Raw genomic sequence first — 25,908 nt, forward strand, 5'->3', positions numbered from 1 at the left:
GTCGAACCCGAGTTTGCGGGGCCGGAGCTTGCCGATGACACCGTTGCAGTCGGCGCGGTCAGGGTGACGACCTTGAACCCCGCCGGCCGCGGCGCGGCGCCCGGATCTGATCCAGCGCGACTTCACCGTGGACGCGGCGGCACTGGATGCTTGCCCCGCCCGCCTGCCCGGTGCGGATCGAGGGGCCGCCGGACGGCGTGCACGGCCGAGCCGTCGACCACGGCGATGTGCAGGTGACACAGCTGCAGCCGGACTGTCAGCGACATCATGGTATGAGCGTGCGCGGCTACGTTGGTCACCAGCTCACTGACGACCCGAGCCGCCGAGCCGATCAGCTCGACGTCGATGAGGTTCCGTTCGCGTTGAGCGACGGTCTGATCTCACTGCCGCACCACTTCTTGTCGAGCGGTGGCAGCCCTCGCGAGATCAGGCGTGAGAGGCCGGGCGGCGGGTGCGGCACGCATCAGGCCTCGTCCGTTGACAGCGGACGCGTCCACTGGTGGGTCCAGGTGGCGAGCAGCCGGTCGAGGTCGGCCGGGTCGAGGGGTTTGGCCAGGTGGGCGTCGAAGCCGGCGGTACGGCTGCGGGCGCGATCGGTGTCGGTGCTGAAGCCGGAGACGGCGATCAGGCGGGTGTGGCGGTGGGTCCTGCTGCGGCGTAGCCGGCGGGCGACGGTGTAGCCGTCGTTGTCCGCGCCGAGGGCGAGGTCGCACAGGATCAGGTCGTAGGGGGTACGGCGGGCGGCGGTCAGCGCAGCGGTGGCGGTGGCGGCGACGGTGACGGTGTCGCCGCGTTCGGTGAACAGCCGTTCGTACATGGCGGCGAGGTCTTCGTTGTCGTCGACGAAGAGGATGCGTAGCGGGGGCCGGGCCGGCGGGCCGGCCGGGCGCGGGCCGGTGACGGGGCCGCGGGTCAGCGGCAGGCGGACGGTGAAGGTGGCGCCGGCACCGGGGCCGTCGCTGTGGGCGGTGGCGGTGCCGTCGTGGGTTTCGGCGATGCCGCGTACGACGGCCAGTCCGAGCCCGAGCCCGGTGGAGGCGCGGTGGCCGGCGGTGGCGGCGCGGACGAACGGGTCGAACAGGGTCGCGGCTACCTCGGGGGTGAAGCCCGCTCCGGCGTCGTGGACGTCGATCCGAGCGTGGCCGTCGGCGGTGCTGACCTCGACGGTGACGGGGGTGCCGGCGGGGGTGTGTTTGTGGGCGTTGTCGAGCAGGTTGGTCAGCATCTGGGCGAGCCGGACGGGGTCGCCGTCGACGACGACGGCGGTGTCGGGCTGGATCAGCCGGATCTCTTGCTCGTTCTCGACGCCGGCGGCGCGTATGGCGTGGGCGTCGCGGACGGTGGCGGCGACCAGGAGGCGCAGGTCGAGTGGATGGCGGCTGGCGTGCAGCCGGCCGGTGACGACTCGGGCGGCGTCGAGCAGGTCGTCGGTCATGCGGGTCAGCGCGGTCAGTTGCCGGTCCAGGACGGCCCGGGCCGGATGGTCGGGAATGTCCAGGCCGAGCACGTCGAGGGCGGCGCGGGCGGAGGCGAGCGGGTTGCGCAGTTCGTGGGAGAGGGTGGCGATGAACTGGTCCTTGGCCTGCTGCTGGGCCCGCAGTGCGGCGCTGGTGGCGGCGAGTTCGGCGTTGACCTGCTGCAGTTGCCGGTTGGAGTCCTGCAGTTCGCGGCCGCGGGTGAACAGGTCGGCTTCCATCTGGTCGACACGGGTGCGCAGCGCGTCGGCGGCCTGCTGATGTTCGCGGCCGGCGCGGCGCAGTTCGACGAGGTCGGTGACGTCCTGCACCCGGTGCACGATGTAGGCAACGGTGCCGTCCTCGGCCGGCAGCGGGGTGTTGACCGGGCTCCAGTAGCGTGGCACGAACGTCCCGTCCGGGGCGCGCACGTCGTAGCGCTGCAACGCGAGGGCATCAGGTTTACCGGTGTCGACCACGGTCTGCAGGGATCGGCGCAGGTTGCGGACCCCGTCGGCCTCCGGATCGTCCGGGTTGTCGGGGAACACCTCGAACATCGGCCGCCCGACCACCGACTCCCGGTCGATCATGGTGGCGGCGGCGTAAGCGTCGTTGATGGTGACGATGGTGAAGTCCGCCGTCATGATCAGGTACGGCGACGGCAGCGCGTCGAAGAGCCGCTGATAGTCGACCACCGGCGTCATGTCGGTTCGCCTCCTTGCCAGGTCACGGGTCGAGGCGGTAGCCGACGCCACGGACGGTGACGATCCGCGGCCGGACGACGCCGGCCCGGGTGAGTTTGCGGCGCAGCCGGTAGACGTGCTCGGCGACCGCGGAACGCTCGCGCCCCCCGGAGGTCGAGCCCCACACCGCGGCCAGCAGCTGACCGGCCGTGAACACTTGCCGGGGCGCCGCGGCGAATGTGGCCAGCAGGTCGAACTCCAGCGGGGTCAGGTCGACGGCCCGGCCGTCGACGCCGGCCTGCCGCGACCGGGTGTCCACGGTCAGGGTGCCGACGCGGTGCACCGTCTCGGCGCCGGCGGACTGGGCCCGGCGCAGCACCGCCCGGATACGCGCCCCCAGTTCGGGCAGGGAGAACGGTTTGACGACATAGTCGTCGGCGCCGAGCTCGAGGCCCACGATCCGCTCGTGTTCCTCGGCCCGCCCGGTCAGGATGATCACCGGTAGGTGCCGGCCGGCGATCACCCCGCGCAGCAGATCCAGCCCACTGCCGTCGGGCAGCATCAGATCGAGGACCAGCAGATCGAGGGGATGCGCTCGCAGCAGCGCGTCGGCACCGCGGACGTCACCGGCTGTCACCACCGAGAACCCGTCCCGGATCAGGTAGTCGGCGCTCATCGCGACCAGGTCGGACTCGTCGTCGACAAACCCGATCACTGGACGCCGTGCCCGCGCTGACAGCTGCCGAGCGTCGTCGGTGCCGACCTGCTGTGGATTCGCCGACGATGCCGTGGCCATCTACGCACCGTATACCGGAACAGTTCCCTACTGTCAGCTGCAGAGGTGCGATCATGCCTGAGCAGGAAAGCCCAGCCCGGCCCTCGGTCACGGCCGGTGAGCAGGCTTCGCAGACGACTGTGCCTGAGTGCGACGGGCAATCGGCGCCGGCCCCCGCGAGCGGCCCCGTCCAGCAGGCCAAAGAGCTGCGCCGGAGGGTGGCCGCCGTGCTGCGAAGCGCCGATACCCGCCTGCGCCGCTCCGAAGTCGTGCTCGCCTCGTCGAACCACCGGCTGAGAGCGCATTCGTACGCTGCGTTACCGGCCACGAACCGCCCGGCAGAGGTGCCGTCCCGAGCCAGTGGCCGTCCGTGACCGATGTGCTGCGCCACATGGTGCGACGCGATGTCGTGGTCATAGGTGGTTCTGCCGGTGCCCACGCGGCACTGCGCAAGCTGCTGGCGCGATTGCCGAGGGACCTTCCCGCGGCCGTACTGGTGGTCACTCACCTGGGGCCGGAAAGCCCCAGCACGCTCGCGCAGACACTGAACAAGGACTGCGTGTTGCCCATCACCACCGCGACCGACGGTGAGCGCGCGCTTCCCGGTCACGTCTATGTGGCGGTGCCCGATCGGCATCTGATTGTCGTCGCCGAGGGGGTGCTGCGGTTGACGGCCGGGCCGCGGGAAAACCGGGTACGACCAGCAGTGGACACACTGTTCCGCTCGGCAGCGCGATGGTACGGCCCGCGCGTGACCGGTGTCGTACTGTCCGGAACCCTGGACGACGGGGCGGCCGGCCTGTCAGCCATCACCCAGCACGGCGGCGTGGCACTGGTCCAGGACCCGAAGGACGCCCGGTTCCCGGGCATGCCGACCGCGGCGCTGACGGCAGTGCCGACCGCGGTCACCGCGCCGGCAGCCGAACTCGCCCGGCTGGTCGGTGACATGGCCGGGCAGCCGGTCGACGACATCGGAGCGCCGCAGGACGGCTTGATCTGGGAGACGGACATGATCGCCGGAAGCTGTACGCACGGTGCCGTGCCGGGCAGGCCGATCGGCCTGGGTTGCCCCGAGTGCGGTGGCGGCATGTACGAGATCCGCACCGGGCAAGCCGTGCACTATGCCTGTCATGTGGGCCATTCCTACTCCCCGCAGACATTCATCGCTGCCAGTGACGACGGCATCGAGGCAGCGTTGTGGACCGCGATCAGCGCCATGCAGGAGAAGGCCACGATGTTGCTGACCCTCGCCGCGAGCGCCGAGAGCACCGGGAGGCAACAGGCCGGCCGGTCCTATCGTGACGAGGCCGACCGGGTCCGCCACGACGCCGAGATGATCCACAAGCGCCTCCTCACCAGGCGGCCTTCGGCCGGGCAACGCCCGCAGTGACGTATGGCGTCACTCTTCCTTGTGCCGGGGTCCGGTGCATGACCTCGTACGGGAAACGGAGCCGGACCGAGGTGCGGCCCGGCCCGAGTTTCCACTGTGCGCCGAGCCCGTACGCCGGTCAGGCTCGCATGCCGCGCTCCGGGAACGGTGTCGATGGCGGCCGCGACCATGGCGTCCACCGTGGCCGCCGGCACAGCTGAGGCGTCTCTACAATTTCTGCTCATGGAAGGCCACTTGACCAGCCGGCGGAACCGTCACTTCGACCGCCGACGGGTCATCGCCGTCGTGCTCTCCGGCCAAGGCAACGACGCCGCCACCGGCGCCACCGCCGTCCACCACTTCGGCGGCACCGTCATCGCCACCAGCACCGAAACCTCCACCGCCCCGGCCATGCCCGAAGCCACCATCAACCGTGACTCCATCACCGACCATGTCGTCCCGCTCGGCGGAGTGGCCGAACTGCTGCTTGCCATGGCTACCGTCCCTGTCCTGGAGCCGGCGACCGAGCTGACGTGATCCTGAGCCGCCTGCTCAAGGAGGCGTCATGCAGCCGGGGGCCGATGCATGATCTCGTACGGAAAATGCAGCCGCACCGAGGTGCGGCCCGGCTCGGAGTCGGTGATCACGACGTCGGCGAGTTGCCGGGCCAGCCACAGCCCGCGACCGCCCGGAGTGGCGGCGGCCGGGCTGGGGCGGCGGTAACCGGCCGCGGCCGGGATCGGGCGGCCTGCGGTGTCGTCGCACTGGACGATGAGGGTGTCGTGGCGATGCCAGGCCCGCACGCGGACCGGGGTGGCGCCGTGACGCAGGCCGTTGGCGGCCACTTCGACGGCGGCTACGACCAGGTCATCGGCGGGCTCGTCGGCGAAGTGGTGCCGGTCGGCCCACGGGTGCAGCATCGCACGTAGCCGGCTGAGGCCGGCGACCTCGGTCACGGTGATGTCATGGTCGACATCGTCCGGTACGGGCGGCAGCGGCAGAACGTGCCGTTCGGCCAAGTAGCGCTCAGGGTCGAGGTAGGCCGGGGACGGCACGCGGCCGGCGGGCGACAGCAAGTACTGGTGGGCGGCGCCGACTCCGTCGAGGACATCTGCTGAATGATGCCGCCGATGCCAGATACAGGTGACCGTCGCGTCATAAGGGGCGTAGGTGTCGTTGCAGACCGCCTCGTATGCCAGGTAGGCGATCGAGCGGGTCGTGTGCGAGCCGCTGCTCCCGCCCAGGTCGGGCTCGGCGATCACGTGCACCCGGCGACCGGCGGCGTGCTGCTGGGCCAGGTAGCGGCGGAAGCCTTCATAGGCCATGCCGAGCCGCTGGTAGAAACCCGACGGGTCGCCCCACCGCAGCGCACCACCGCCATCGCCGATGTGCTCGGCCAGCGCCATGCGGGTGTCTTGGCCGACCACGAGCAGGATTTCGTCGTAGCGGCCGGCTGAGCGGCGCAGCTCCGGTATCAGCACGGTGGACAGCTCGTCGTCGGAGCCGACAATGAGTGCGGAATGGGCCGTGCCGTCGCTTCGTTGCTGTGCCGACGTCATGATCGTTTCGCAGGCGGCCCGGCTGTCACCGTTGCCTCACCGATGATCGTGCACGTCATGTCCTGCAGTCCTTCGCACGGGTGCGCGGCGATCCGGCGTCGCCGTGCACATCGTTGAACCATACGAGAAGTGCGCTACCCGTAACCGTCGGCCTGCCCGCCGGGCGGCCGGACGGTTCGGCCAGGAACGCCGGCTCGCTGACGGGCACAAGATCTCCATCAAGGCTGTCGAAAGGGGCGAAGTGCTTCACCACCAGTACCCCGACCGCGGGTCACCAACCGCAGGTTGCCCTTTCGTATCGTCCGGCAGGCCGTACCGAACGCCCCGCCATGTCGAGGCCGGCGGTTCCGCTCCGTCATACTGACCTCGGCAACCGGCTGACGAAGGGGTAGGGATCGTGACCGCTGACGGGCGTGGTGTCGTCACGTCAGCGCCGGTTACCGGTGGCTTGCCGCAGGGCGTTTCCGAGGCTGACGCGTCGGTCGCCGGGGTGGTGATCCTGCTGGTCGAGGACGACCTCGGCGACGCCGTCCTGGTACGCGAATACCTGGCCGACAGCGACCTCGACGCCCGCCTGCATGACGTCGGTACCCTGCGGCAGGCTGAGGACTTCGCCGGCGAGCCGGAGTGCATCCTGCTGGACCTGCATTTGCCTGACGGCCAGGGCCTGGACGCGCTACGGCAGGTGCTGTTGCGCTGGCCGCAGGCCGCTGTGGTGGTCTTGACCGGTCTGAACGACGCCGCGACCGGCTCGGCCGCTGTCGCCGCGGGCGCCCAGGACTACCTGGTCAAAGATCAGGTCGACGAGGCGGTGCTGGCCCGCACCGTCCGGTACGCGGTGCAGCGCAAACGCGTCCAGACCGCCGAACGCCGGCTCAGTGACAGCCGGCTGCAAGCCGACGAGAACACCCGGCTGCAGCGCGGCCTGCTCCCCACACCGCTGCTGAGCGACCCCACCGTGACCGTCGCCAGCCGCTACCTGCCCGGCCAGCAGCGATCACTGCTCGGCGGCGACTTCTACGACGTCGTGCAGACCCCCGACGGCACCTTGCACGCACTCATCGGTGACGTCTGCGGCAACGGGCCCGACGAAGCCGCGCTCGGCGTCGGACTCCGCTACGGCTGGCGCACCCTGACCCTGGCCGGTCTGCGCAAGGCCGACCGGATGCGGCTGCTCGAACAGGTGCTGGTCGCCGAACGGCCCCACGACGGCATGTTCGCCACCGCGTGCACCGTCGGCATCACGCCCGGCCGCGACGAGGTGATCCTGCTCAGCGCCGGACATCCCGCGCCGCTGATCATCAGCGCGGAGGGCGCCCACCCCGCCCCGATCACCTACGGTCCAGGTTTGGGGATGGCACCCGGGCGGGCCCGGTGGCGGGAGTCGCGGATCACCGTTCCGGCGGGAGCGGGCCTGCTGCTGTTCACCGACGGCGTCATCGAGAGCTTCGCCGACGACGGCACCCGGCTCGGCGAGGAACGCTTCATCGAGATCGCCGGCCACCTGGCCGGCATCGCAGACCCGGACGAGTACGTCGACGCCCTGCTCGCTGACATTCAACGCGTCGACGCCGGGCGGCACAGCGACGACACCGCCGTGCTCTACCTGCGCTGGCCCACCGCCTGACCGGCGGCCATGGCCGCCGGTCAGGCTCAAACGGTGGCGCCCAGGTGGCCGCGCATCTTGGCCAGAGCCTTGGTCAGCAGCCGCGAGACGTGCATCTGCGAGACACCGACCTGCTCGGCGATCTGCGACTGGGTCAGGTTTCCGTAGAACCGCAGACTGACGATTTTTTGCTCCCGCTCGTCCAGCGCCGCCATCGCCGGGGCCAGGGCCAGCCGGGTCTCGGCGATTTCGTACTCGCGGTCCTCGCCGCCGAGGGTCTCCCCCAGCTCCGTGGTGCCGTCGGCGCTCACCGGCGTCGACAGGCTGGTCGCGTTGTACGCGCGAGCGCCCTCGAGGCCTTCCAGAACGTCTTCCTCGCTGACGTCGAGGTAGGCCGCGATGTCAGCAACCGTCGGCGAACGACCCAGGGTGTGGCTCAGCGTGGTGTTGGCGCCGGTGATCGCCAAGCGCAGTTCCTGCAGCCGGCGCGGCACCCGGATCGACCAGGTGCGGTCGCGGAAATGCCGCTTGAGCTCCCCCACGATCGTCGGGATGGCGAACCCGGCGAACTCCACCCCGCGGTCGGCCTCGAACCGGTCCACCGACTTGATCAAGCCGATCATAGCCACCTGGAACAGGTCGTCGCTCGGCTCGCCCCGCCCGGCGTAACGGTTCGCGAGGTGCCGGGCCATCGGCATCCACGCCTCGATGGTCCGTTCCCGCACCGCCGGCCGCGACGGGTGCCCGGCCGGCAGCGCCGCCAGTGCGGCGATCAGCTCACTGGCCCGGTCGGTCGTCGACGGCCCCTCGGCAGCATCAACGGTGCTGATGGCAGGGCTGGCGTCGACAACCGTCATGGAAAAACTCCTCGTGATCCAGGCGCCGCCCAACAGCCAGGCGCGTCCCACCGTTATGCCCACCTTGATCACCTGCTCAAACTCATCCGAACAGCTCGACGACGCCACCGAACGGTGGATGCCGAGCGAGCCGCCGGCGCCGACTGCTGTGATGTTCACGCCAGCAGACCCGGTCGCGGACCGCCGGAAGGCACCATCGACGGGTCCAACCGAAGCTGAGGAGTATTGATGAGCGGTGTGGAGGTGCTGCGGCACCTGTTGCGGCAGTCGCATCACGCCCGGCCGGAGGACCTGCCGGAGATGGCGATGCGCGCCGCGGGCCCGGTCGGCGCCACCGCGATGATCATCTACCTGGTGGATCACCAACAGCGCCGGCTGTTGCCACTGCTGGCCGGCACGGCACCGGCCCGCGAGCCGATCGGCGTCGACGGCACCCTGGCGGGTCGGGCATAACCCTGCACCGGCTACGCCGACGACGGACCGGCACACCTGTGGCTTCCGTTGCTCAACGGCAGTGAACGCATGGGAGTCCTCGAAGTCGTCTCTGAGGCACCCCTGGACGACGGCGCTGTCGAGGACTGCTCGGCGGTCGCTTCCCTGCTGGCCGAACTGGTGGTCACGCGCGGCCACTACAGCGACACCATCGAACGGAACCGCCGGCTGCAGCCGATGCAGCTGGCCGCCGAAATCCTGCGCGCCCAGCTGCCCCCGCTGACGTTCTCCACCGGCCATCTGCTCATCAGCGGCATCCTGGAGCCGTGCCACGACGTGGGCGGCGACGCCTTCGACTACGCCGTCAACGGTGACACCGCCCACCTGGCCTTGTTCGATGCCGCCGGGCACGGTTCGGCCGGCGGCATGCGCGCGGTCATCCTCGCCTCGCTGGCCCTGGGCGCCTACCGCAACGCCCGCCGCTCCGGCCTCGACCTCATCGACACCTACCACCACATCGACCAGGCCGTCCGCGCCCACGACCGCTACGGCATGATCACCGCCGTGCTCGCCGAGATCGACCAGCGCACCGGGCTGCTGCGGGTCATCTCGGCCGGGCACCCCAGCGGGATAGTGCTGCGCGACGGCAAGGTCGTCAAGGTTCTGCCCACCCCGACCGCCCTGCCCGTCACTCTCGGCGACAAGCGACCGCCCGTCGTGGTGGAGGAAGCCCTCGAACCCGGCGACCGGCTGCTGCTCTACACCGACGGCATCATCGAGGCCCGCAACCCGCAGGGCGAGCACTTCGGGATCGACCGGCTCATCGACTTCGCCGTCAAAGCCATGGCCGACGACCTGCCCGCCCCCGAGGCCACCCGGCGGCTGGTCCACGCGATCCTCGGCTACCAGGACGACCGCCTGCAGGACGACGCCACCGTCCTGCTCGCCGAATGGCGCAGCCCCGCACCACCACACTCCGACACCGAACTGATCGTCCCGCCCGCCGGCGACCCGCTCCGCAGCTGAACCGGCCCCATCCGAGCCGGCTGGCGACGCACCCGGAAAGACCAGACGTCAGGCCTGCGTGCGGAAGTCGTCGCATGTCGTCGGCGGTGCGGTGAGACCGCCGACGATCCAGGTGACGAGCTGTTCGGGGATGGCGGCCGGATCGGTGCCGGCGAGCACAGCGGTGAAGCTTCCGTTGTTCAGGGCGCCCAACGCGGCGATCACGGCGGCGTGCCGCAGCCGCAGCTCGGCGGGGGACACCTCAGGGATGAAGTGCGAGATGCGGTTCAGCAGGTGCTCCTGGACCGGTCCGGCCATCTCCTCCAACAGGGCGGTGGTGGCCGGCGAGGGCGCCGCCAGCACGTGCTGCAGGACCTGGTGCCGGCGACGGTCGTGCTCGCGGGGGCCGCCTTCGCCGGTGGGGAAGCTCGGCAGCACCCAGGCGCGGACGATGTCGGCGAGATCCGCGTCATCGGGCAGCTGAGCCAACCGGGCCCGCCGGTGCTCGAACACCTCGGTCAGAGCGCCGCGCATGACTTCGTCGAGCAGAGCGTCCTTGGATCCGAAGTGGTACCCCACGGATGCGACGTTGGCCCCGGCCGCCTCGGTGATGTCGCGCAGGGAGATGCGGGCGGCAGGGCGGTCGGCGAGCAGACGCTCGGCCGCGTCGCGCAGACGGCTAGGAGTGTCCCGCATGATGACATTCAATCATCGGCACCTCCGCTCCCCCTCCGGGCAAGGTTCCGGCCGGCCCGGGCGGCTCCGCACCCCTGCTCAGTGCCCCACCGGCGCCACATGGGGCAACCGGCGGTCCAGCCAGCGGGGCACCCACCAGGCGCGCTCGCCGAGCACCTCGAGGATGGCGGGGGCGAGCACGAGACGTACCAGGGTGACGTCGATCAGCACCGCCGTGGCCAGTCCGAGGCCGATCATCTTGACCTCGGTCTCGCCATCGGCTACGAACCCGACGAACACGAGCGTCATGATGGCTCCGGCAGTCCCGATGAGCCCAGCCGTGCGACCCACGGCGCGGACGACCGCCGTGCCCGCGGCGACGCCGGGCCGCCGCTCGTCGCGTACCGCGGACAGCAGGAAGACGTTGTAGTCCATGCTGAGGCCGAAGAGGATCGCGAACATCAGCATCGGCACGAACGAGACGATCGGCTGCTGCGAGACGCCCAGCAGCGCGGTGCCCCAGGACGTCTGGAAGGCCAGAGTGACGACCCCGTACGCCGCGCCGATCGACAGCAGGTTCAGCACGGCGCTGACCACGGGCAGCAGCACCGAGCGGAACACGACGCCGAGCAGGATGAGCGACAGGCCGATGACCACCGTGAGCAGGAGCGGAAGCCGTTCGGCGACCCGGGCGGCAAGATCGTCGAAGGTGGCGGTGGCACCACCGACGTATGCACGGGCACCGGTGCCGGCCAGGGCGTCCGGCGCGATCTCCTCGTTCAGAGCGCCGACCAGGTCAGAGGTGGCCCGCGCCTGAGGGGCGCTCCTGGGAATGACCGTCAGCACGGCCGTGTCTCCGGTCGCGTTGGCTTGCGCCGGGCCGACAGCGGCCACGTCGGGGTTGCGCGTGATGGCGTCACTGAGCTTCCTGACGGCGCCTTGGCGGTCGGCGCTGCCGCGCAGGTCGGCCACGACCAGGAGCGGCCCGTTGAAGCCAGGGCCGAAGCCCTCGGCCAGCCGGTCGTAGGCGGTGCGCATGGTGTCCCCGGCCGGGCGCGTGCCGTCGTCCGGCTGACCCAGCTGCAGGTTCAGCGTGGGCGAGGCGAGGGCCAGCAGGGCGACGATCACCGCGGTGGCCCAGGTCCAGGGACGCCGGGCGACCAGCACGGCCAACCGGGCAGCCCACGAATGGTGTGCCGCGTCGGCCGCTGCGGGGGACGCCACCGGGACGGTGCCGGCGCCGGCCAGCGGAACCGACCGCTCGGCACGTGGCAGGACCCGCCGGCCCGCGAGGCGCAGAAGCGCCGGGACCAGAACCACGGCTGTCATCGCGGCCACCGCTACGACCAGCGCGGCCGCCATGCCCATCCGGCCGATGACCGGGATGCCGGTGACGTAGAGACCGCAGATGCTGATGACCACGATGGCCCCGGCAGTGAGCACGGATACGCCGACGGTGCCGGTGGCGTTCGCGGCGGCACGGACGGGGTCGTCGCCGGCTCGCAAACGGTCACGGAAGCGGGCCACCACGAACAACGCGTAGTCCACCCCAGCACCCAGACCCAGCATCACCGCGATGGTCGGGGCGACGCTGGGCACATCGACGAAGCCCGCGACGACGGTCAGGGCCACCACGCCGACCATGAGGGCGACCAGGGCAGCGGCCAGCGTGACGACGGTCGCCCAGAACGACCGGAAGAGCAAGGTGACCAGGACCAGCGCGGCCAGCAAGCCGATGACTTCACCGACGGGGGCGGCGCGTTCCCGCAACTGGTTGACGACCGGTCCGCGCAAGGAGGTCTCCAAGCCGGCACGAGCGGCCACGGTCTGCGCCTCCTCCAATCTCTTCAGGCTCGACGGTTCGAGGTCGGCTGCGACCTTGGTGTATTGCACGGTGGTGTAGGCGATGCGACCGTCGGCCGAGACCTGCAACGGGGCCACGGCGGCGACCTCGGGCTGGGTGCGCACTCGCGCCAGCACCTGTTCGACGGCGCTCACCTGAGCGCCGGGCTGCTGGAGGGCGTTCGCGGCGTCCGAGGCGAACACGAGCGTGGCGGTGTCGCCGGCCTGAGCCGGGAAGCGCTCGGACACCAGGTCCGCGGCCTTCTGCGAGTCGGTCCCGGGCAGGCTGATGCCGTTGCTGAAAGCGGCCCCGGCTCCACCGGCCGCCCCGCCCAGAACGACGAGCAACAGGACGAAACCGACGATGATGCGGACGGGATGGCGCGCGGCTCCCTCACCCCATCGGGACAACCACTTCATCCGAGCTCCGTTCCGCACTGACGGGGCAAGGATCAGGCGTTGGCTGACATGGTGCGCAACGATGTGCGCACCATGGCCGCAGCCGCCTCGCCGACTCAATCAACTGATTAACTCAGTTGATTGAACGGGACGCCGGGACATCCGTCAAGCAGTTGCTTGAATTCGCCTGCCCGGAGAGCCCGCGACTCGTCGACCCTGCTCAGCCGCGATTGTCCGGCGCCAACGTCGTGATCAGCGCTTCGATGCGGCGTCGCCGTGTCGCCTCCTGGGTGGCGTTCTCGATCGGCTGCAGGAGCCGCCGGCGTTCGGCGGGACGGCGGCGCGCGAAGGCGGCGGTGCCGCCCGAAGCGTCGAGGGCGGCTTGGACGTCGTCGGGCACCGGCACATGATCGGGGTCGGCCGGTCGCAGCCGGCACGTCACCACGTCGCCCGCCCGGGCGTCCAGTCGGCGCTGCAGCGCGGCCCCGACGTACAGGAACGGGTTCGGCGCGACGTCGGCTTTGTTGACCCCGAGATTGACCGCGACCGCGTCGAACCACCCCTCCACACGCCGGGTGGCCGCCGCGACGACAGCGTCCCGCAGCGAGCCGTCGAGGTACACGACGGTGTACGTGTTACGACCCCACGCAAGCACCTCGAGCGGCCCGTCGAACTCGATCCACCCGCCCCCGCCGCCGGTCGGCGGGGTTTCCCGCTCGTCCACTGCTCCACCTGCCTTCCGGTTCCCCGCGGGCCGAGCCCGGCGGGGGGCTCGCATCACGCCAGCACAGCTATGACGAATACGCCCGCGGCAGCGATGAGATACCCGGCCGCGATGGGCACGCTGCGCGGCTGCTTCTTCTCCGCTCCGAGCCTGTCGTAGAGGCGGCCGAGACGCCGGCGCACCCGGTCGCCGCGGGCGGCGCCGGCGATGAGCAACAGCACGCAGGGCAGGCAGTAGACCACTGCGTAACCGGCGATGATCAGCAACGAGCGGAGGGCGCCGGCGCCGGCGTTGACGATGCGTTCGATGGCGATGAAGTAAGGGAACGCGTTGGGCAGATCCGCTCCGGTCATGACCACCCCGAGCAGCGCGGCGCTGCCCGGGTTGACCCAGCCCGGCACGGTGACCGCCGGGCGGATCCTGGCCCGCAACCGGCGCAGCCCGGCCACGGCCAGCCCCACCGCCGCCACCGTGAACGCGATGCGGCGCACCCAGACCAGACCGTTGCCGACGGCGCCGGCCGCGACATCAGCGCCGGCGTACACCGCGGCGCCGAGCGCGAGCACCGTCAGGTAGGCGCCGGAAACGAACCCGGCCGCCGCCCGGACCGGGTGTGCCATGGGGGCCAGCAGCAGCAAGGCCACCCCGGCGATCGTCGCGGGGTTCAGCGCGTCGAGCAGGGCCAGGCCGACGACCCCGGCCAGCAGCCCGGCAGTCACGAACCGGCCTCGCCCGTGGTCACGCTCAGGCCGAGGTGGTCAAGCAGCTCCTCCACCTCGGCTGACGTCGGAGGCGGGCCGGTCAGCGCGGCCAGGAACAACCCGTCGCCGACCAGCCGCACCAGCCGGGCCCGGACCGGGTCACCCAGCTCGGCCGTCAGCATCTGCTGCCAACGCCGTTCGGCGGCGCCCACCTCGCCCGGCAGGTCCAACTCACCCGTGGCGGTCAACCGCATCATCGACATGATCGCCCGGTACATTGTGCGCTCCCCCGGCGTGGGGACCGACAACCGCAACCAGGCCACGGCCATCAGCCCCTGCGCCGCAGCCGCCGTCAACCGTTCGTCGAACCGGTGCACCGCCCGCGTCACCAGCGCCTGCAACAGCGTCTGTTTGTCGAAGTGATAGAGCAGCCCGCCCTTGCTCACACCCGCCGCCGCAGCCACCGCGTCCAATGGCGGCGGCACCTGACCCGCGGTGATCAGCTCCTCAGCGGCATCCAGAATGCGCTCCCGTGCCGTTCCCATACTCCTACTGTACCGTCCGGACGGTACAGTAGAGCTGGTGCACCCGACCCGGCGTGAGCTGGGCCGATCTCGCTCAGCCGACGTGGACGGCGGTCTCCCCGCTCGGCAGATCATCCTTGCTGACCTTGATGAGGACCGCGGTGATGACGCCGGCCAGCAGGATCAGTCCCGCGGCCCAGGTGAACGCGTCGGCATAGCCGTCGACCTGCGCCTCCAGCTGCACCTGCGGCGACGGCGGCTGGTTGGCGGTGAGGTGACTCGCGATGTACGCCGTGATGGCGCTGGTCGCGATCGTGTTCAACAGGGCCGTGCCCAGGGAGCCGCCGACCTGCTGGGTAGCGTTCAGCGTGGCGCTGGCCGCGCCTGCGTCGTGGGCGGGCACGCCCACCAGCGCCAGGCTGGACAGCGGCACGAAGGTGAAGCCCAGACCCAGACCCAGCAGGAGCTGCGCGGGCATCAGATGAGCCCAGAAGGACGTGTCCAGATCGATGAAGCGCAGCGAGATCATGCCGGCCGCGGCGAGCACCGGCCCGACCAGCATCGGGATCTTGGGACCGATCCGGGGAAGCAGGCTGGAGGCCACGGCCGCCGAGATCAGCACGCCCACCGTGGTCGGCAGCGAGGCGAAGCCGGCCTTCAACGGGGTGTAGCCGAGCACGTTCTGCAGGAAGAGCGTGAGGAACAGGAACGCCCCGAACAGGCCCGCACCCACCAGCATCGAGGTCAGGTAGGCCCCGCCGCGGTTGCGGTCGAGCACGATCCGCAGCGGGAGCAGGGGGTTGCGGCTGGACCGCTCGATCAGCACGAAGATGACCAGCAGGGCCAGGCCCGCGCCGATGAAGGCCCAGGTGGTGCCGGAGTTCCAGCCCTTCTCCGGCTTGGCCGCCTCGGTGAAGCCGTAGACCAGCGAGGCCAGGCCCAGCGTGACGACAACCGCGCCGGGGATGTCGTAGGAGGTGTCGCCGTCGGCCTTGCTCTCGGGCACCAGCGGGATGGCCAGGATCAGGGCGAGCAGAGCGATCGGGATGTTGACCAGCAGGCACCAGCGCCAGCTCGCGTACTCGGTCAGCACGCCACCCAGCAGCAGGCCGACCGCCGAACCACCGCCGGCGATGGCGCCGTACACCGCGAAGGCCTTGGCCCGCTCCCGAGCCTCGGTGAAGAGCACGGTGAGCAGCGCCAGGGAAGCCGGAGCCAGCAGCGCACCGAAGACACCCTGCAAGGCTCGGGCGCCGAAGAGCAGCGGCCCCGTGGTGGCGAGGCCGCCCACCGCGGACGCGGCCGCGAAGCCGACGGCGCCGACCATGAAGGTCCGCTTGCGGCCCCAGTAGTCGGCGATGCGGCCGCCGAGCAGCAGCAGCCCACCGAACGCCAGCGTGTAAGCCGTGACGACCCACTGCTGGTCGGCCACCGTGATGCCCAGGTCGGCCCGGGCGCTGGGCAGGGCGATGTTCACGATGGTGGCGTCGAGCACCACCATGAGCTGGGAGATGGCGATCACGCCGAGTGCGGCCCAGCGACGGGGGTGCAGCTGAGGTACGTGATCGGGGCGTACCCCTGACGTTTCGGCGGCCATCATGTGATCCCTTCGGTACGCGGAGCCGTGCGGGATGCCTTCCCGCGCGAACCGCACCTCGGACCCTACTGAGATCCGCTGCTCCGCATAGGCCTTGAGCTGGGAGTGAGACGCGACTCGCATCCTCGCGTCAGGATGATCTCCGGTGACGGCAGGACGTGGCGCACCCTTCGGGGAACGCATGGTGAGGAGGCGCGGACCATGCCGTCCGCGCCCCCTCGGTGCGAGCAAGGTCAGGGCAGGTCGATCGGGCGCAGGACCCGGTCGATGCCGTGGGCGATCTGCTTGTTGCCCTTGTTGATGTCGAAGCGGTTGATCCGCGGGTTGCGGTCGCTGCGGTCGGCGTCGATCAGCGCGATCCGCTTGTGCCAGCGGCCGTAGACGTCCACCTTGATCGTGGCGCCGGTCGCGGTCTTGAGCTTGGCGCCGTCCGACTTGAGCGCGGCCTTGCGGGTGATCGTGGCGCCGGGGACGACGTGGTAGAGCAGCACCGACTCGACGGTGTTGATGCCCAGGCCGGCCACGGCGGTGAAGGCGGCCTTCTCGCCGGGCAGCCGCTTGGTGTGCTGGATGTCGGCCACGAGGCGGCGGAAGGCCAGGTCGTTGGGGATGAAGGCGGTGACCGGGGTCTTGCCGTCGGCCAGCACCTTGACCGGGCTGGCCGGCTTGGCCTTGAGGACGGCCTGCACGGCGGCGGTGAGGATGTCGTAGTCGTGGCCGTTGCGGTCGAAGCCGCTCTTGTCCGCGGTCAGCACGGCCGCGAGGGACTTGGTGCCCAGCGGTTTGGTCTTGCCGTGCGCGGAGGCCGGTGCGGCGGTGAGGGCGGAGGCGACGATCGCGGCGGTTGCGACGGCGGCGGCTCGGGTGAACCTCATCTTCAGGCGTCCTTTCCGGATACGGGACGGCGGCACCGGTGCCGCCACCCCGTACTTCGCACCGGGTGTCCCGGATGGATGCACCGGATCGGAGAATTTCCGGTACTACGCGTTGCGGAGGGGGGCTCGGCCCGACCGGCGTGTGCGTTCCTCCCGGCGGACTCGGTTTCCGCGTTCGAGCAACCACGGTGGCCTGGGCCGGCGCCGGGGCGGTTAGGCTGCACTGACCATGACGACCAAGGCCTCCGTACGCGACATCAACCGCACCAGACTTCGCGAATCGGTGGTCGCCGCCGCACGCGATCTGACCGCCGCTCACGGCTGGGACGGCGTTCGCATGGCGGATGTCGCCGCCGCGGTCGGGGTCAGCCGCCAGACGGTGTACAACGAGTTCGGCGACCGGGCCGGGCTGGCCGAGCAGTTGGCCCTCGCCGAGGTGCAACGCTTCGCGGAGATGGTCGGCCGGGAGTTGTCCGCTCACGGTGACGACGTGCACGCCGCGGTCCACGCCACCATCCAGCGCGTGCTGACCGAAGCAGCCGCCAACCCTCTGGTGCGCGCCATCCTCACCGGTGATCGTGGCGGTGGCGAGCTGATGCCTTATCTGACCACCCGATCGAACATCGTGCTGCACGCCGCCGGCGAGGTTGTTGCCGGATGGGTACGTGTCCAGCGGCCGGAACTGGACGACGGCGCGGCGGCAGCGGCCGCCGACGTGATCATTCGCCTTGTCATCAGCCACATCGTCATGCCGGGTGAGTCGTCAGCAGCCTCGGCTGAGGCCTTGTCCGGCGTGTTCATGCGTTTGCTGGGATAGACGGCACCCTCCGGCCGGTCGTCGTCCGCCCGCCCGTACCGGCGCACGATCTTGGCAAAAGAGTTGACACGGCGGCATTGCGTGTAAAGCATTCAGAGCATGGACAGCGTTGCTGCCGCCTGGCGCGACACCAAACGCCCGCTCTGGCCGCTGGCATTGGTGGTACCCGGCTTGCCGTTCGCGTCTCTGCTGCTGGTCACAGTCAGCGGCGCGTCGTGGGGGTGGTGGCTGACACCGGTGGTCGTCCTCGGCGTCATTCCCGTGATCGATCTGCTGGTGGGCGATGATCACGCCAACCCGCCGGAAGAGGTCGTGCCGGCCCTCCAGTCCTCGCCGTACTACCGCTGGATCACCTACCTCTTTCTGCCGGCGCAGTTCGCCGCCCTCGTGCTCACCTGCCTGGCGTGGCTGCGGAACCCGGGACTGACCGGGGGCGCGGGCCTGGTGCTGACCGCGGGATTGGTCAATGGCATCGCCATCAACACCGCGCACGAGCTGGGCCACAAGAGGGAGAAGGCCGAGCGGTGGCTGTCCAAGATCGCCTTGGCACCGGCGGGTTACGGGCACTTCTTCGTCGAGCACAACCGTGGTCACCATGTCCGGGTGGCCACCCCGCAAGACCCCGCGAGTTCCCGTCTGGGCGAAAGTTATTGGCGGTTCTGGCCGCGGACCGTGGTGGGCAGCCTGCGCTCGGCGTGGCATCTGGAGTCCTCGAAACACCGCCTGCGCGGGCGCAGCCGGTGGACCTGGCGCAACGATGTCCTCAACGCGTGGGCCATGACCGTGGTGCTCTACGGCACCCTCACAGCCGTCATGGGTCCCGGCGTTCTGCCCTTCCTCGTGGCGCAGGCGCTCGTCGGGATATCGATACTGGAAGCCGTCAACTATCTCGAGCACTACGGGCTGTTGCGGCAACACAACGCGGCGGGCCGCTACGAGAAGGTCGACCCACGCCACAGCTGGAACAGCGACCGTCTCACGACCAATGTCTTCCTGTTCCAGCTTCAGCGTCACAGTGACCACCACGCCAATCCCTTGCGCCGTTATCAGACCCTGCGCAGCTTCGACGTCTCGCCACAGTTGCCGGCCGGCTACGCAACCATGCTGCTGGCCGCACTGATTCCGCCGGTGTGGCACCGGATCATGGACGAACGGGTCATCGCCCACTATCGAGGCGACGTGTCATCGGCCAACGCCGTGCCCGGCTATCGACCGCGACCGGCGCATCCCCGCTACAACCTTCACGGCGACAGTCGGTGATCCGGCGGCGAGCTGGCGTAGGCCGCCCGTGCGCACGGTGGTGAACGAGCCGGCGTCGGCCATGCGGTACGGACCGCCGGCACGCCGAGGATCCGGCACTCGCAGCCGAGATCCTGGGCCGCTTCGATCCACCGCCCGCAACGCAAGGGGCGGTCGGCGCGGAGCACCGTGGCGGCAACTGAGGAACCGCGCCGACCGCCTGCCCGGCTGACACGTCCGAGCATCTCCCTGACAGATCGGGGGGCGGGTGATCTGTCAGGACAGCCGCAACGCTCTCGTCGTCAGCGATTACTCGCTTTACACAGAGCGCCTAGCCGTCAATCATCTTTACACACATCGGTTGCATGTCAAGGTGAGGCCAGGTCGTAGAGGCACGCCCAGGGCCACCGGGCAGGAGTCGGCTGGACGTTATAGGCATTGGCATTCATCTATGTATGATGGGAGCGCTCCCGGAACGTGTAACCCACCCCCGCTCGAGGAGCCCTACCATGACGCTCGGACGTAGTCGTACGGTCGCTGTGCTGGCCGGCCTGCTGTTACTGGTGCTGTCGGCACCGCTGTCGAGCGCGGGGCCGGCGGCCGGCGCGCCCCGTGTCCGCCCCGTCCCCCTGACCGAACTGACCGTGGTGTCCGAGCAGGTGGCCTTCGGTCTGCAGCGTCCGATCGCCATCACCGGGCTCCCGGACGGGCGGATGCTGATCGCCGAGAAGGACGGCACCGTCCGCTCCTACCACCCGGACACCGGCCTGGCCGCCGACCCGGTGCTCGACCTGAGCGCCCTGATCGAGACGTCCGACAACGAACGCGGCCTGCTCGGCATCACCCCGGCCCCGGACTTCGCTCGCACCGGCATGCTGTACGTGTCGTACACGAGCCGGCCGGCCGGCGCGCTGACGGTGGCCCGGCTGCCGATCAGCGCCCCGGAGCGGTTGCAGGTGCTGCTGACGCAGGAGCACGCCGAGTACGGCAACCACAACGGCGGACAGGTGGCGTTCGGCCGCGACGGCTACCTTTACTGGTCCACCGGCGACGGCGGCTACTCCGGCGACCCGTTCAAGTCCGGTCAGGACCTCGGCACCCTGCTCGGCAAGATCATCCGGATCGACGTGAACCGGGCCTGCGGGTCGCGGCCGTACTGCGTTCCCGCGAGCAACCCGTTCGTCCGTAAGCCGGGCGCCCGTCCGGAGATCTGGCTTTACGGTCTGCGCAACCCGTGGCGTTTCTCCATCGACGTCGACAACTCGCTGTGGATCGGGGACGTCGGCCAGGGCCTGGTCGAGGAGGTCAACCACGTCCGCCCCGGGCAGGGTGGGGCCAACCTGGGCTGGTCGTGCAAGGAGGGCACTCCGATATTCGACCCTGAGCAGTGCCGGCCGGGTGTGCGTTACGTCGACCCGGTTTTCGAGTACGAGCATTTCATGACCGAGGGCTGCTCGGTCACCGGCGGCGTGGTGTATCGAGGATCCCGCACGCCCGAGGCGCGGGGCGTCTACCTCGCGAGCGACTACTGCAACACTCGCGCGTTCGCGGTGCGTCCCCGGGCCGGGGGCGGCTACGACTCGGCCACGATCGGCACCTTCCCCACCCAGCCGACCGCCTTCGCCGCCGACGTGCACGGCGAGCTGTACGTGCTCAGCGACCTCCCCGGCTTCCTGAGCCGCATTCGGATCGAGCACGTTCCGCCCGCCTGACGCCCCACCCCGGGCCGCTCCGCGCGCGACCGGAGCCGGACTGCCGATCAGCACGCCGGCGCGGCCCCGGGGCCTGGTCCGGGGCCACACGCCCGTCGAGCCGGCCTGCCTTCGGCCGCCCGGATGCGCCGCGCTCGTTACGGTTGATCGGTGCGACCGTTTCTGACCTGATTGATGGCGGCCTGCAGGCGCAGCCACGTCGGGTCGTGGTCATGGGTCTCGACGACGCGGTCAAGGTCGCCGTGACGCCATGTGCGCACGCCGTCGGTGCGCTCGAGCTCGTCCCACAGGTAGCCGGTGGCGTCGATCGGCTCGGTACCCGCGAGGAAGGCGGCTACTCCGGCGGCATCCGGGGTGACCGGGGCACCCGGAACAGACAACAGGACGAGGCCGCCGTCGCGGTCAGCCATGACCAACTGGCCACTCGCCGTACGGGCCAGCGCGGTTACTCCAGCGCCGCCCACGGGGTGAACGGTGGCTGTCCCGGCGGCCAGGCCGAGCGCGAGCAGTGCGCCCTCAGGAGTGCCCATCCACAGGACGTCCGGGTCGGGGCCGAACGCGATGTCGTTCCGCAGCCAGTTCAGCGCGAACTCAGTCCAATCCGGCGGAGTCGATACCGGAGCCGGCTCCCGCAGCGTGAGGGCCACCTGCCGCTCCAGCGCCGGAAACGAATACACCTCCAGTGACTGCCCGTAGGCGTTGCCGCGCACGGCGAAGTGCCGCCCGTCCGGACTCCATACCGGTGTCTCGTAGCCATCAGCGTCGAGCACGAGCGCTCGGCTGCGGATCCGCATCCTTCGATCCTCGGCCCGGGCGAACAGGACCAGCGTCGCGCCCTGGTCGCTGGCCAGGGTGAGGACGAGGCCACCGGCGGGATGCTCGGCAACGCCGGTGTCCCAGCGCGGCCCGGCGCCGACCACGCCGGCGTCATGCTCGACCACGTCCGAGGCCAGCCAGGCGTCCTCACCGCCGTCACTGGCGGGTGATGCCCACACAGTGCCGCCGTCCGGGCTGAAGGCCAGGCTCCCGTATTCGGTGGGCCAGGTCGTAACCCCGTCGGGCGTCCACCGCCACAGCACGCCGCCCGCGGTAACCAGGAGCACCGGCTCGTACGGGTGCCACGCGAGTTCCGGTACTTGTTTGCGCCGCTCCCAAGCAGGCAAGTTGCCGTAGCTGTCCGCGTCGCCGCTGACTGTGCCGACCGGCCGCAGGCTGAGATCCCACACGTTCACCGCCGGCCGGGTCACATCCACGCCGGCGACCAGAGCCAGGCGCGGATGGGCAACCAGCCGTTCCACCGGCGTGGCGAGCAGGGTCCGGTGCACCGTCTCCATCACCGTGTGACGGTACCGGCGCCTCAGCTGCAGACGCCATCCACGCTGCAGAAGGATGCTTCAGTCGCACCGGCCGGGACGGTCCCCGGCACAGGCGCGGACTTGGCGTCGATGAGCCGGGTGACCGCCGAGGCGATCTCCATGTCGTCCACCGCGCCGAAGTGGTGCGCGCGCAGCACGCCGTCGCGGTCGATCAGCAGCAGAGTGGGGGTTCCACGCATCCCGTACCGGCCGAAGGTGACCGGCGTGGGGTTGCCCTCCTCGTGTGCGTCGACGCCGACCGGGAAGGTGACCCGGTACTCGTGCAGGAAGGCTTCGAGGCTGACCGGCGTCATCGCCTGGTGATGCTCGAAGACGCTGTGCAGTCCGACGACGGCCAGGTCGCCGCCGAACACGCGGGCCAGCTTGGCGGCCTGCGGCAGGCCGTGTGCCACGCAGCCCGGGCACAGCATCTGGAATGCCTCGACGACGATCACCTGGCCGCGCAGCGCGGTCAGGCTCAGCGGCTCGCTGTTGAACCACTGCGTGGTGGTCCACTCGGGCGCCTCGGTTCGGGTGTTCACGCGGTCAGATTCCTTCCCGTACGGCCGTACACGGTCCACCGTCCTGACACGTGATCAGGCCGGGATCACGTACGGGAACTGCTCGGATGAAGCGGTCGCCGTCAGACCCGTGCTGACCGCGGCATTGGTCACCAGCGAGAACATCACCTCGGGTGCGTTGTCGCCGAGCCGGCGGCCGTTGAAGCCGGCGAACGAGAAGGCGGCCGCGGTGCCCGTGACGTACGGGAGGGTGTCGGGGAAGATGCGCTCCACCACCGTGGCCGCGTACGCATCGGGCCTGGTCGTGGTGCCGAGCAGCTGGACCGTCGCGCGGATCAGGTTCTCGGTCGCCTTGCCGTAGGCATCGCGGTCGCCGGCGGGCTGCGTCTCGTTGGCGCGGCTGGACACCTCGGAGTCATGGTCGCGGAAGATCGGCCAGATCATCGGCAGCCCGGCCCGGTTGATCTGCCGCCAGCCGCCCGCGTCGGTGGCGAGCTTGGCCACGCTCCACACCCGGATACTGCGCCCGGCGCTGAGGTCGGCGTCGGTGTCCGGCACCTGAAGGACGATGGTGGACACGGTGGAGCCGGCGAAGGTGCTGGCCACGTCGGCCGGCGGGGCAAGATCAACGCTCTGCCCGTGCTGGACGACCTGGTCGATCGCGCCGAGTTGGCGCAGGTCCAGGGAGAAGGGTTCGGCCGCGCGCCCGGCCCAGACGCGCAGGCCACCGTCGCCGGCCACCGCCTCGCCGGTGCGGCCGCCGGCGATCTCGACACCGGTGGCGGTGTCATCGGTCGCGTCGGCGCCACTGAGCCGGAACACCCGGTAGCTCTGCCCGGCGTCGTCCTGGGCGTCGAAGACGATGCGGAAGGTCAGGTTCTCGACAGTCGAGCCGTCGAGGTGGACCTTGAACTCGTAGCGGCCCTCGTCGTGGAAGCCGAGCGGCACGCCGTCCCCGGCCAGCGAGGTACGGACGTTCATGGCGAACACCGTCGCGCCGGGCGCGTCGAAGACGTACTGGTCGGTGATGTTCAGCCGCGGGTCCTGGCGAGCGAGCGGGGAATCGAGATGGTGAGACATGACCTCTACCTCCGGTGAGTTACTGGGAACGACAGTCAGCGCCACCGCCGCCACCATTTTGTTGGCAGTGCCAAACATACTCGCCCGTGCCCGCATCGCAACCCCCGAGGGTGTGTGCACTAGGGCACACACGAGACGCCGTCCATCTGAGCTCAGCAAGCCGGCACGGCATTGCCGGTCCTACCGCCGTTCGGGACCTCGATCAGCGGCGACTGGTCCGGTTTATCGCACAGAAGGGGCCGCTGGCATGAACTTCAGTACGTAAAGCGGACTCCGCACATACGGCGGCGCGGAGAATCTTGAAGAAATGCAGGTCTGGCTGTCGATCCGGACGCACGATGTTCGTCGTCGCTGATGACGGAGCCGGACAGGCCGGCCCGCGACCCAGTGCAGGAGGCAGCTCCATGGCCAAGTACGCGATCCTCATCTACGAAGACCCGGCCTTCTACGCGAACGCATCGCCCGAGGCGTGGGCCGCGGTGCTCGACGCGCACAGCACGTTCGTCAAGCAGGTCTCCGAGCTCGGCGGGTCCCTCGCGGGCGGAGAGGCGCTCGCGCCCACGACGACGGCCACCACGATCAAAGGCGCCGGCACGGTGACGGACGGCCCGTTCGTCGAGACCAAGGAAGCCTTCGGCGGCTACTACGTCGTCGAGGCGCGCGACCTCGACCACGCCATCGAGATCGCCAAGCTGTGCCCGGCCCCCGGCGGCGGCGTCGAGGTCCGCCCGGTCGTGGACGCGACGACCAACCCGTTCTGATCACTCCCCACGACGAGCCGGCCGCGTCCGCCAGGCAAGCGGACGCGGTCGCTGCCGCGCTGGCGCAAGCCCACCGCTCCGAGTGGGCCTTCGTGCTGTCCGCCACGGTGCGCGTCGCGGGCGACCTGGACGTCGCGGAGGAGTGCGCGCAGGAGGCGTACGTCCGCGCGCTGCAGACCTGGACCCGCGACGGCGTCCCGGAGCGGCCCGGCGCGTGGCTGACCACGGCGGCGCGGAATCAGGCGCTGGACCGGTTGCGTCGCGAAATCACCCTCCGGCGCAAGCTCCCGCTGCTCGTGGAGCCGGCGACCGTCGATCCGCACAACCCGGCCGACCTTGACCGGCCCGACGCCACGGTGCCGGACGACCGGCTCCGGCTGGTGTTCACCTGCTGCCACCCCGCCCTCGCCCCCGAGGCCCGCGTCGCCCTCACCCTGCGCCTGGTCTGCGGCGTTCCCACGCCCGACGTTGCCCGGGCCTTCCTGGTGTCCGAGCCGACGATGGCGGCACGGATCACCCGGGCCAAGAAGAAGATCGCCGAAGCACGGATCCCCTACCGGGTTCCCGGCCGGGCGGAGCTGCCCGAACGCCTGGACAGCGTGCTCACTGCTGTCCACCTGCTCTTCAGCACCGGCCACACGGCCGGCAAGGGCGACACGCTCGTCGATGAGGAAATCTGCGACCGGGCCATGCACCTCGCGCGCACCCTCGCCGCGCTGCTCCCCGAGCAGCCCGAGACCCGCGGCCTGCTGGGCCTGCTGCTCCTCACCGACGCGCGCCGGGCCACCCGGACCGACCAGCAGGGCCGGCTGCTCCTGCTCGCCGACCAGGACCGGACGCGCTGGGACCAGCGCGCGATTCTGGAGGGGCTCACGGTGACGGCCGGGGCACTGGCGTCCGGCCCACCGGCGCGGTTCACCCTGCAGGCGGCGATCGCCGGCGTGCACGCGACGGCGCCGTCGCTGGAGCAAACCGACTGGCCGCGCGTCGTGCATCTCTACGACCGGCTGCTGGCGGTGTGGAACACCCCGGTGGTCGCGCTCAACCGGGCCGCCGCCGTGGCGTTCGCCGACGGTCCGGCCGCCGCCCTGCCGCTCCTCGACGAGCTGGCGGCCGATCCCCGGCTCGCCGACTACCCTTACCTTCCCGCCACCCGCGCCGACCTGCTGCGCCGCCTCGGCGACGCCGCCGGAGCGGCGAGCGCGTACCGGCGCGCGATGGAACTCACGGCGAACTCCGCGGAGCGCGCTTTCCTGGAGCAGCGCCTGGCCGAGGTCAGCCGCGCCGCCGGCGCCAGGCCCGCCCCCGGCTGAGGTCGGCGGGCTCGGCGGTCGTCGACAACACCG

Annotated in this window: 26 protein-coding genes; 11 read left to right on the forward strand and 15 right to left on the reverse strand. The window is 70.5% G+C overall.

Translation table 11 applies throughout. The features are described 5' to 3' along the window. Positions 1–122: 122 nt before the first annotated feature. The 3 genes from BKA14_RS17705 to BKA14_RS17715 all read right to left on the reverse strand — a co-directional run bounded on the left by BKA14_RS17705 (position 123) and on the right by BKA14_RS17715 (position 2,933). Entirely contained in the window at positions 123–269 is a 147-nt protein-coding gene (locus BKA14_RS17705) for a hypothetical protein (RefSeq protein ID WP_184952040.1), read from the reverse strand. Between the two features lie 194 nt (positions 270–463). After that, the gene (locus tag BKA14_RS17710) at positions 464–2,158 is read right to left on the reverse strand and encodes a hybrid sensor histidine kinase/response regulator (RefSeq protein WP_184952041.1); all 1,695 of its coding nucleotides are present in this window, start codon (positions 2,156–2,158) and stop codon (positions 464–466) included. 22 nt (positions 2,159–2,180) lie between these two features. Further along, positions 2,181–2,933: a response regulator gene (locus BKA14_RS17715; RefSeq protein WP_184952042.1), complete on the reverse strand. Its 753-nt coding sequence runs from the start codon at positions 2,931–2,933 to the stop codon at positions 2,181–2,183. A 349-nt stretch (positions 2,934–3,282) separates the two neighbouring features. Between BKA14_RS17715 and BKA14_RS17720 the strand changes: the two genes are divergently transcribed. Both BKA14_RS17720 and BKA14_RS17725 read left to right on the forward strand, forming a co-directional pair. Beyond that, on the forward strand, positions 3,283–4,302 hold the full coding sequence (locus BKA14_RS17720; protein WP_239093645.1) for a chemotaxis protein CheB: 1,020 nt from the start codon (positions 3,283–3,285) through the stop codon (positions 4,300–4,302). A 222-nt stretch (positions 4,303–4,524) separates the two neighbouring features. Then, the gene (locus tag BKA14_RS17725) at positions 4,525–4,818 is read left to right on the forward strand and encodes a chemotaxis protein CheB (RefSeq protein ID WP_184952043.1); all 294 of its coding nucleotides are present in this window, start codon (positions 4,525–4,527) and stop codon (positions 4,816–4,818) included. 26 nt (positions 4,819–4,844) lie between these two features. On the opposite strand, the gene BKA14_RS17730 is transcribed toward BKA14_RS17725, so the two are convergent. After that, positions 4,845–5,840 (reverse strand): sensor histidine kinase, encoded by a 996-nt coding sequence (locus BKA14_RS17730; protein WP_184952044.1) that lies wholly within the window; start codon positions 5,838–5,840, stop codon positions 4,845–4,847. A 397-nt stretch (positions 5,841–6,237) separates the two neighbouring features. Here BKA14_RS17730 and BKA14_RS17735 point away from each other — a divergent pair, with 397 nt between their 5' ends. Continuing rightward, positions 6,238–7,467 carry a PP2C family protein-serine/threonine phosphatase gene (locus BKA14_RS17735; RefSeq protein ID WP_203722903.1) on the forward strand — a complete coding sequence of 410 codons (1,230 nt, stop codon included), beginning with the start codon at positions 6,238–6,240 and terminating at the stop codon, positions 7,465–7,467. 26 nt (positions 7,468–7,493) lie between these two features. On the opposite strand, the gene BKA14_RS17740 is transcribed toward BKA14_RS17735, so the two are convergent. Continuing rightward, complete coding sequence (locus tag BKA14_RS17740; protein ID WP_184956804.1) at positions 7,494–8,303, reverse strand: SigB/SigF/SigG family RNA polymerase sigma factor; 810 nt, start codon at positions 8,301–8,303, stop codon at positions 7,494–7,496. On the opposite strand from BKA14_RS17740, the gene BKA14_RS17745 reads away from it, so the two are divergent. The 3 genes from BKA14_RS17745 to BKA14_RS17750 all read left to right on the forward strand — a co-directional run bounded on the left by BKA14_RS17745 (position 8,302) and on the right by BKA14_RS17750 (position 9,761). Beyond that, positions 8,302–8,532, forward strand: coding sequence for a hypothetical protein (locus BKA14_RS17745; protein WP_184957299.1), 231 nt, complete (start codon positions 8,302–8,304; stop codon positions 8,530–8,532). The genes BKA14_RS17740 and BKA14_RS17745 overlap by 2 nt on opposite strands. Further along, positions 8,532–8,756, forward strand: coding sequence for a hypothetical protein (locus tag BKA14_RS44085; protein WP_239093647.1), 225 nt, complete (start codon positions 8,532–8,534; stop codon positions 8,754–8,756). The genes BKA14_RS17745 and BKA14_RS44085 overlap by 1 nt, the downstream gene beginning before the upstream one ends. A gap of 69 nt (positions 8,757–8,825) precedes the next feature. Beyond that, positions 8,826–9,761: a PP2C family protein-serine/threonine phosphatase gene (locus BKA14_RS17750; RefSeq protein WP_239093650.1), complete on the forward strand. Its 936-nt coding sequence runs from the start codon at positions 8,826–8,828 to the stop codon at positions 9,759–9,761. A 48-nt stretch (positions 9,762–9,809) separates the two neighbouring features. Here the strand turns inward: BKA14_RS17750 and BKA14_RS17755 are convergent, their stop codons facing one another. The 7 genes from BKA14_RS17755 to BKA14_RS17785 form a co-directional block, all read right to left on the reverse strand. Beyond that, positions 9,810–10,436: a TetR/AcrR family transcriptional regulator gene (locus tag BKA14_RS17755; RefSeq protein ID WP_184952045.1), complete on the reverse strand. Its 627-nt coding sequence runs from the start codon at positions 10,434–10,436 to the stop codon at positions 9,810–9,812. A 78-nt stretch (positions 10,437–10,514) separates the two neighbouring features. Further along, the gene (locus BKA14_RS17760) at positions 10,515–12,677 is read right to left on the reverse strand and encodes an MMPL family transporter (RefSeq protein ID WP_184952046.1); all 2,163 of its coding nucleotides are present in this window, start codon (positions 12,675–12,677) and stop codon (positions 10,515–10,517) included. Between the two features lie 199 nt (positions 12,678–12,876). After that, positions 12,877–13,380 (reverse strand): YdeI/OmpD-associated family protein, encoded by a 504-nt coding sequence (locus tag BKA14_RS17765; RefSeq protein ID WP_184952047.1) that lies wholly within the window; start codon positions 13,378–13,380, stop codon positions 12,877–12,879. 53 nt (positions 13,381–13,433) lie between these two features. Beyond that, the gene (locus BKA14_RS17770; protein WP_184952048.1) at positions 13,434–14,099 is read right to left on the reverse strand and encodes a GAP family protein; all 666 of its coding nucleotides are present in this window, start codon (positions 14,097–14,099) and stop codon (positions 13,434–13,436) included. After that, positions 14,096–14,626: a TetR/AcrR family transcriptional regulator gene (locus tag BKA14_RS17775; protein WP_184952049.1), complete on the reverse strand. Its 531-nt coding sequence runs from the start codon at positions 14,624–14,626 to the stop codon at positions 14,096–14,098. The genes BKA14_RS17770 and BKA14_RS17775 overlap by 4 nt, the downstream gene beginning before the upstream one ends. A 73-nt stretch (positions 14,627–14,699) precedes the next feature. After that, a complete protein-coding gene (locus BKA14_RS17780; RefSeq protein WP_203722921.1) occupies positions 14,700–16,202 on the reverse strand; it encodes an MFS transporter in 1,503 nt (500 codons plus the stop codon). Positions 16,203–16,435: 233 nt separating this feature from the next. Continuing rightward, entirely contained in the window at positions 16,436–17,077 is a 642-nt protein-coding gene (locus BKA14_RS17785) for a fasciclin domain-containing protein (protein WP_184952050.1), read from the reverse strand. A gap of 283 nt (positions 17,078–17,360) precedes the next feature. Here BKA14_RS17785 and BKA14_RS17790 point away from each other — a divergent pair, with 283 nt between their 5' ends. From BKA14_RS17790 to BKA14_RS17800, 3 genes are all read left to right on the forward strand, one after another. Then, complete coding sequence (locus BKA14_RS17790) at positions 17,361–17,894, forward strand: TetR/AcrR family transcriptional regulator (protein ID WP_239093096.1); 534 nt, start codon at positions 17,361–17,363, stop codon at positions 17,892–17,894. A gap of 99 nt (positions 17,895–17,993) precedes the next feature. Then, positions 17,994–19,154 carry an alkane 1-monooxygenase gene (locus tag BKA14_RS17795; protein ID WP_184952052.1) on the forward strand — a complete coding sequence of 387 codons (1,161 nt, stop codon included), beginning with the start codon at positions 17,994–17,996 and terminating at the stop codon, positions 19,152–19,154. A gap of 488 nt (positions 19,155–19,642) precedes the next feature. Continuing rightward, entirely contained in the window at positions 19,643–20,845 is a 1,203-nt protein-coding gene (locus tag BKA14_RS17800) for a PQQ-dependent sugar dehydrogenase (protein WP_184952053.1), read from the forward strand. Between the two features lie 137 nt (positions 20,846–20,982). Here the strand turns inward: BKA14_RS17800 and BKA14_RS17805 are convergent, their stop codons facing one another. Genes BKA14_RS17805 through BKA14_RS17815 form a run of 3 tightly spaced genes read right to left on the reverse strand, consistent with a single transcriptional unit; the run spans position 20,983 to position 23,801 of the window. Continuing rightward, positions 20,983–22,182 (reverse strand): TolB-like translocation protein, encoded by a 1,200-nt coding sequence (locus BKA14_RS17805; protein ID WP_203722475.1) that lies wholly within the window; start codon positions 22,180–22,182, stop codon positions 20,983–20,985. Between the two features lie 20 nt (positions 22,183–22,202). Beyond that, positions 22,203–22,742, reverse strand: a complete 540-nt coding sequence (locus BKA14_RS17810) for a redoxin domain-containing protein (RefSeq protein ID WP_184952054.1) — start codon at positions 22,740–22,742, stop codon at positions 22,203–22,205. 54 nt (positions 22,743–22,796) lie between these two features. Beyond that, entirely contained in the window at positions 22,797–23,801 is a 1,005-nt protein-coding gene (locus BKA14_RS17815; protein WP_184952055.1) for a DUF4331 family protein, read from the reverse strand. A gap of 404 nt (positions 23,802–24,205) precedes the next feature. Between BKA14_RS17815 and BKA14_RS17820 the strand changes: the two genes are divergently transcribed. Together BKA14_RS17820 and BKA14_RS17825 are read left to right on the forward strand one after the other, a co-directional pair. Further along, positions 24,206–24,562 (forward strand): YciI family protein, encoded by a 357-nt coding sequence (locus BKA14_RS17820; RefSeq protein WP_184952056.1) that lies wholly within the window; start codon positions 24,206–24,208, stop codon positions 24,560–24,562. Positions 24,563–24,654: 92 nt separating this feature from the next. Then, positions 24,655–25,875 (forward strand): RNA polymerase sigma factor, encoded by a 1,221-nt coding sequence (locus BKA14_RS17825; RefSeq protein ID WP_184952057.1) that lies wholly within the window; start codon positions 24,655–24,657, stop codon positions 25,873–25,875. Positions 25,876–25,908: the final 33 nt, after the last annotated feature.

It is taken from the genome of Paractinoplanes abujensis, assembly GCF_014204895.1.
Classification (GTDB): Bacteria; Actinomycetota; Actinomycetes; order Mycobacteriales; family Micromonosporaceae; genus Actinoplanes; species Actinoplanes abujensis.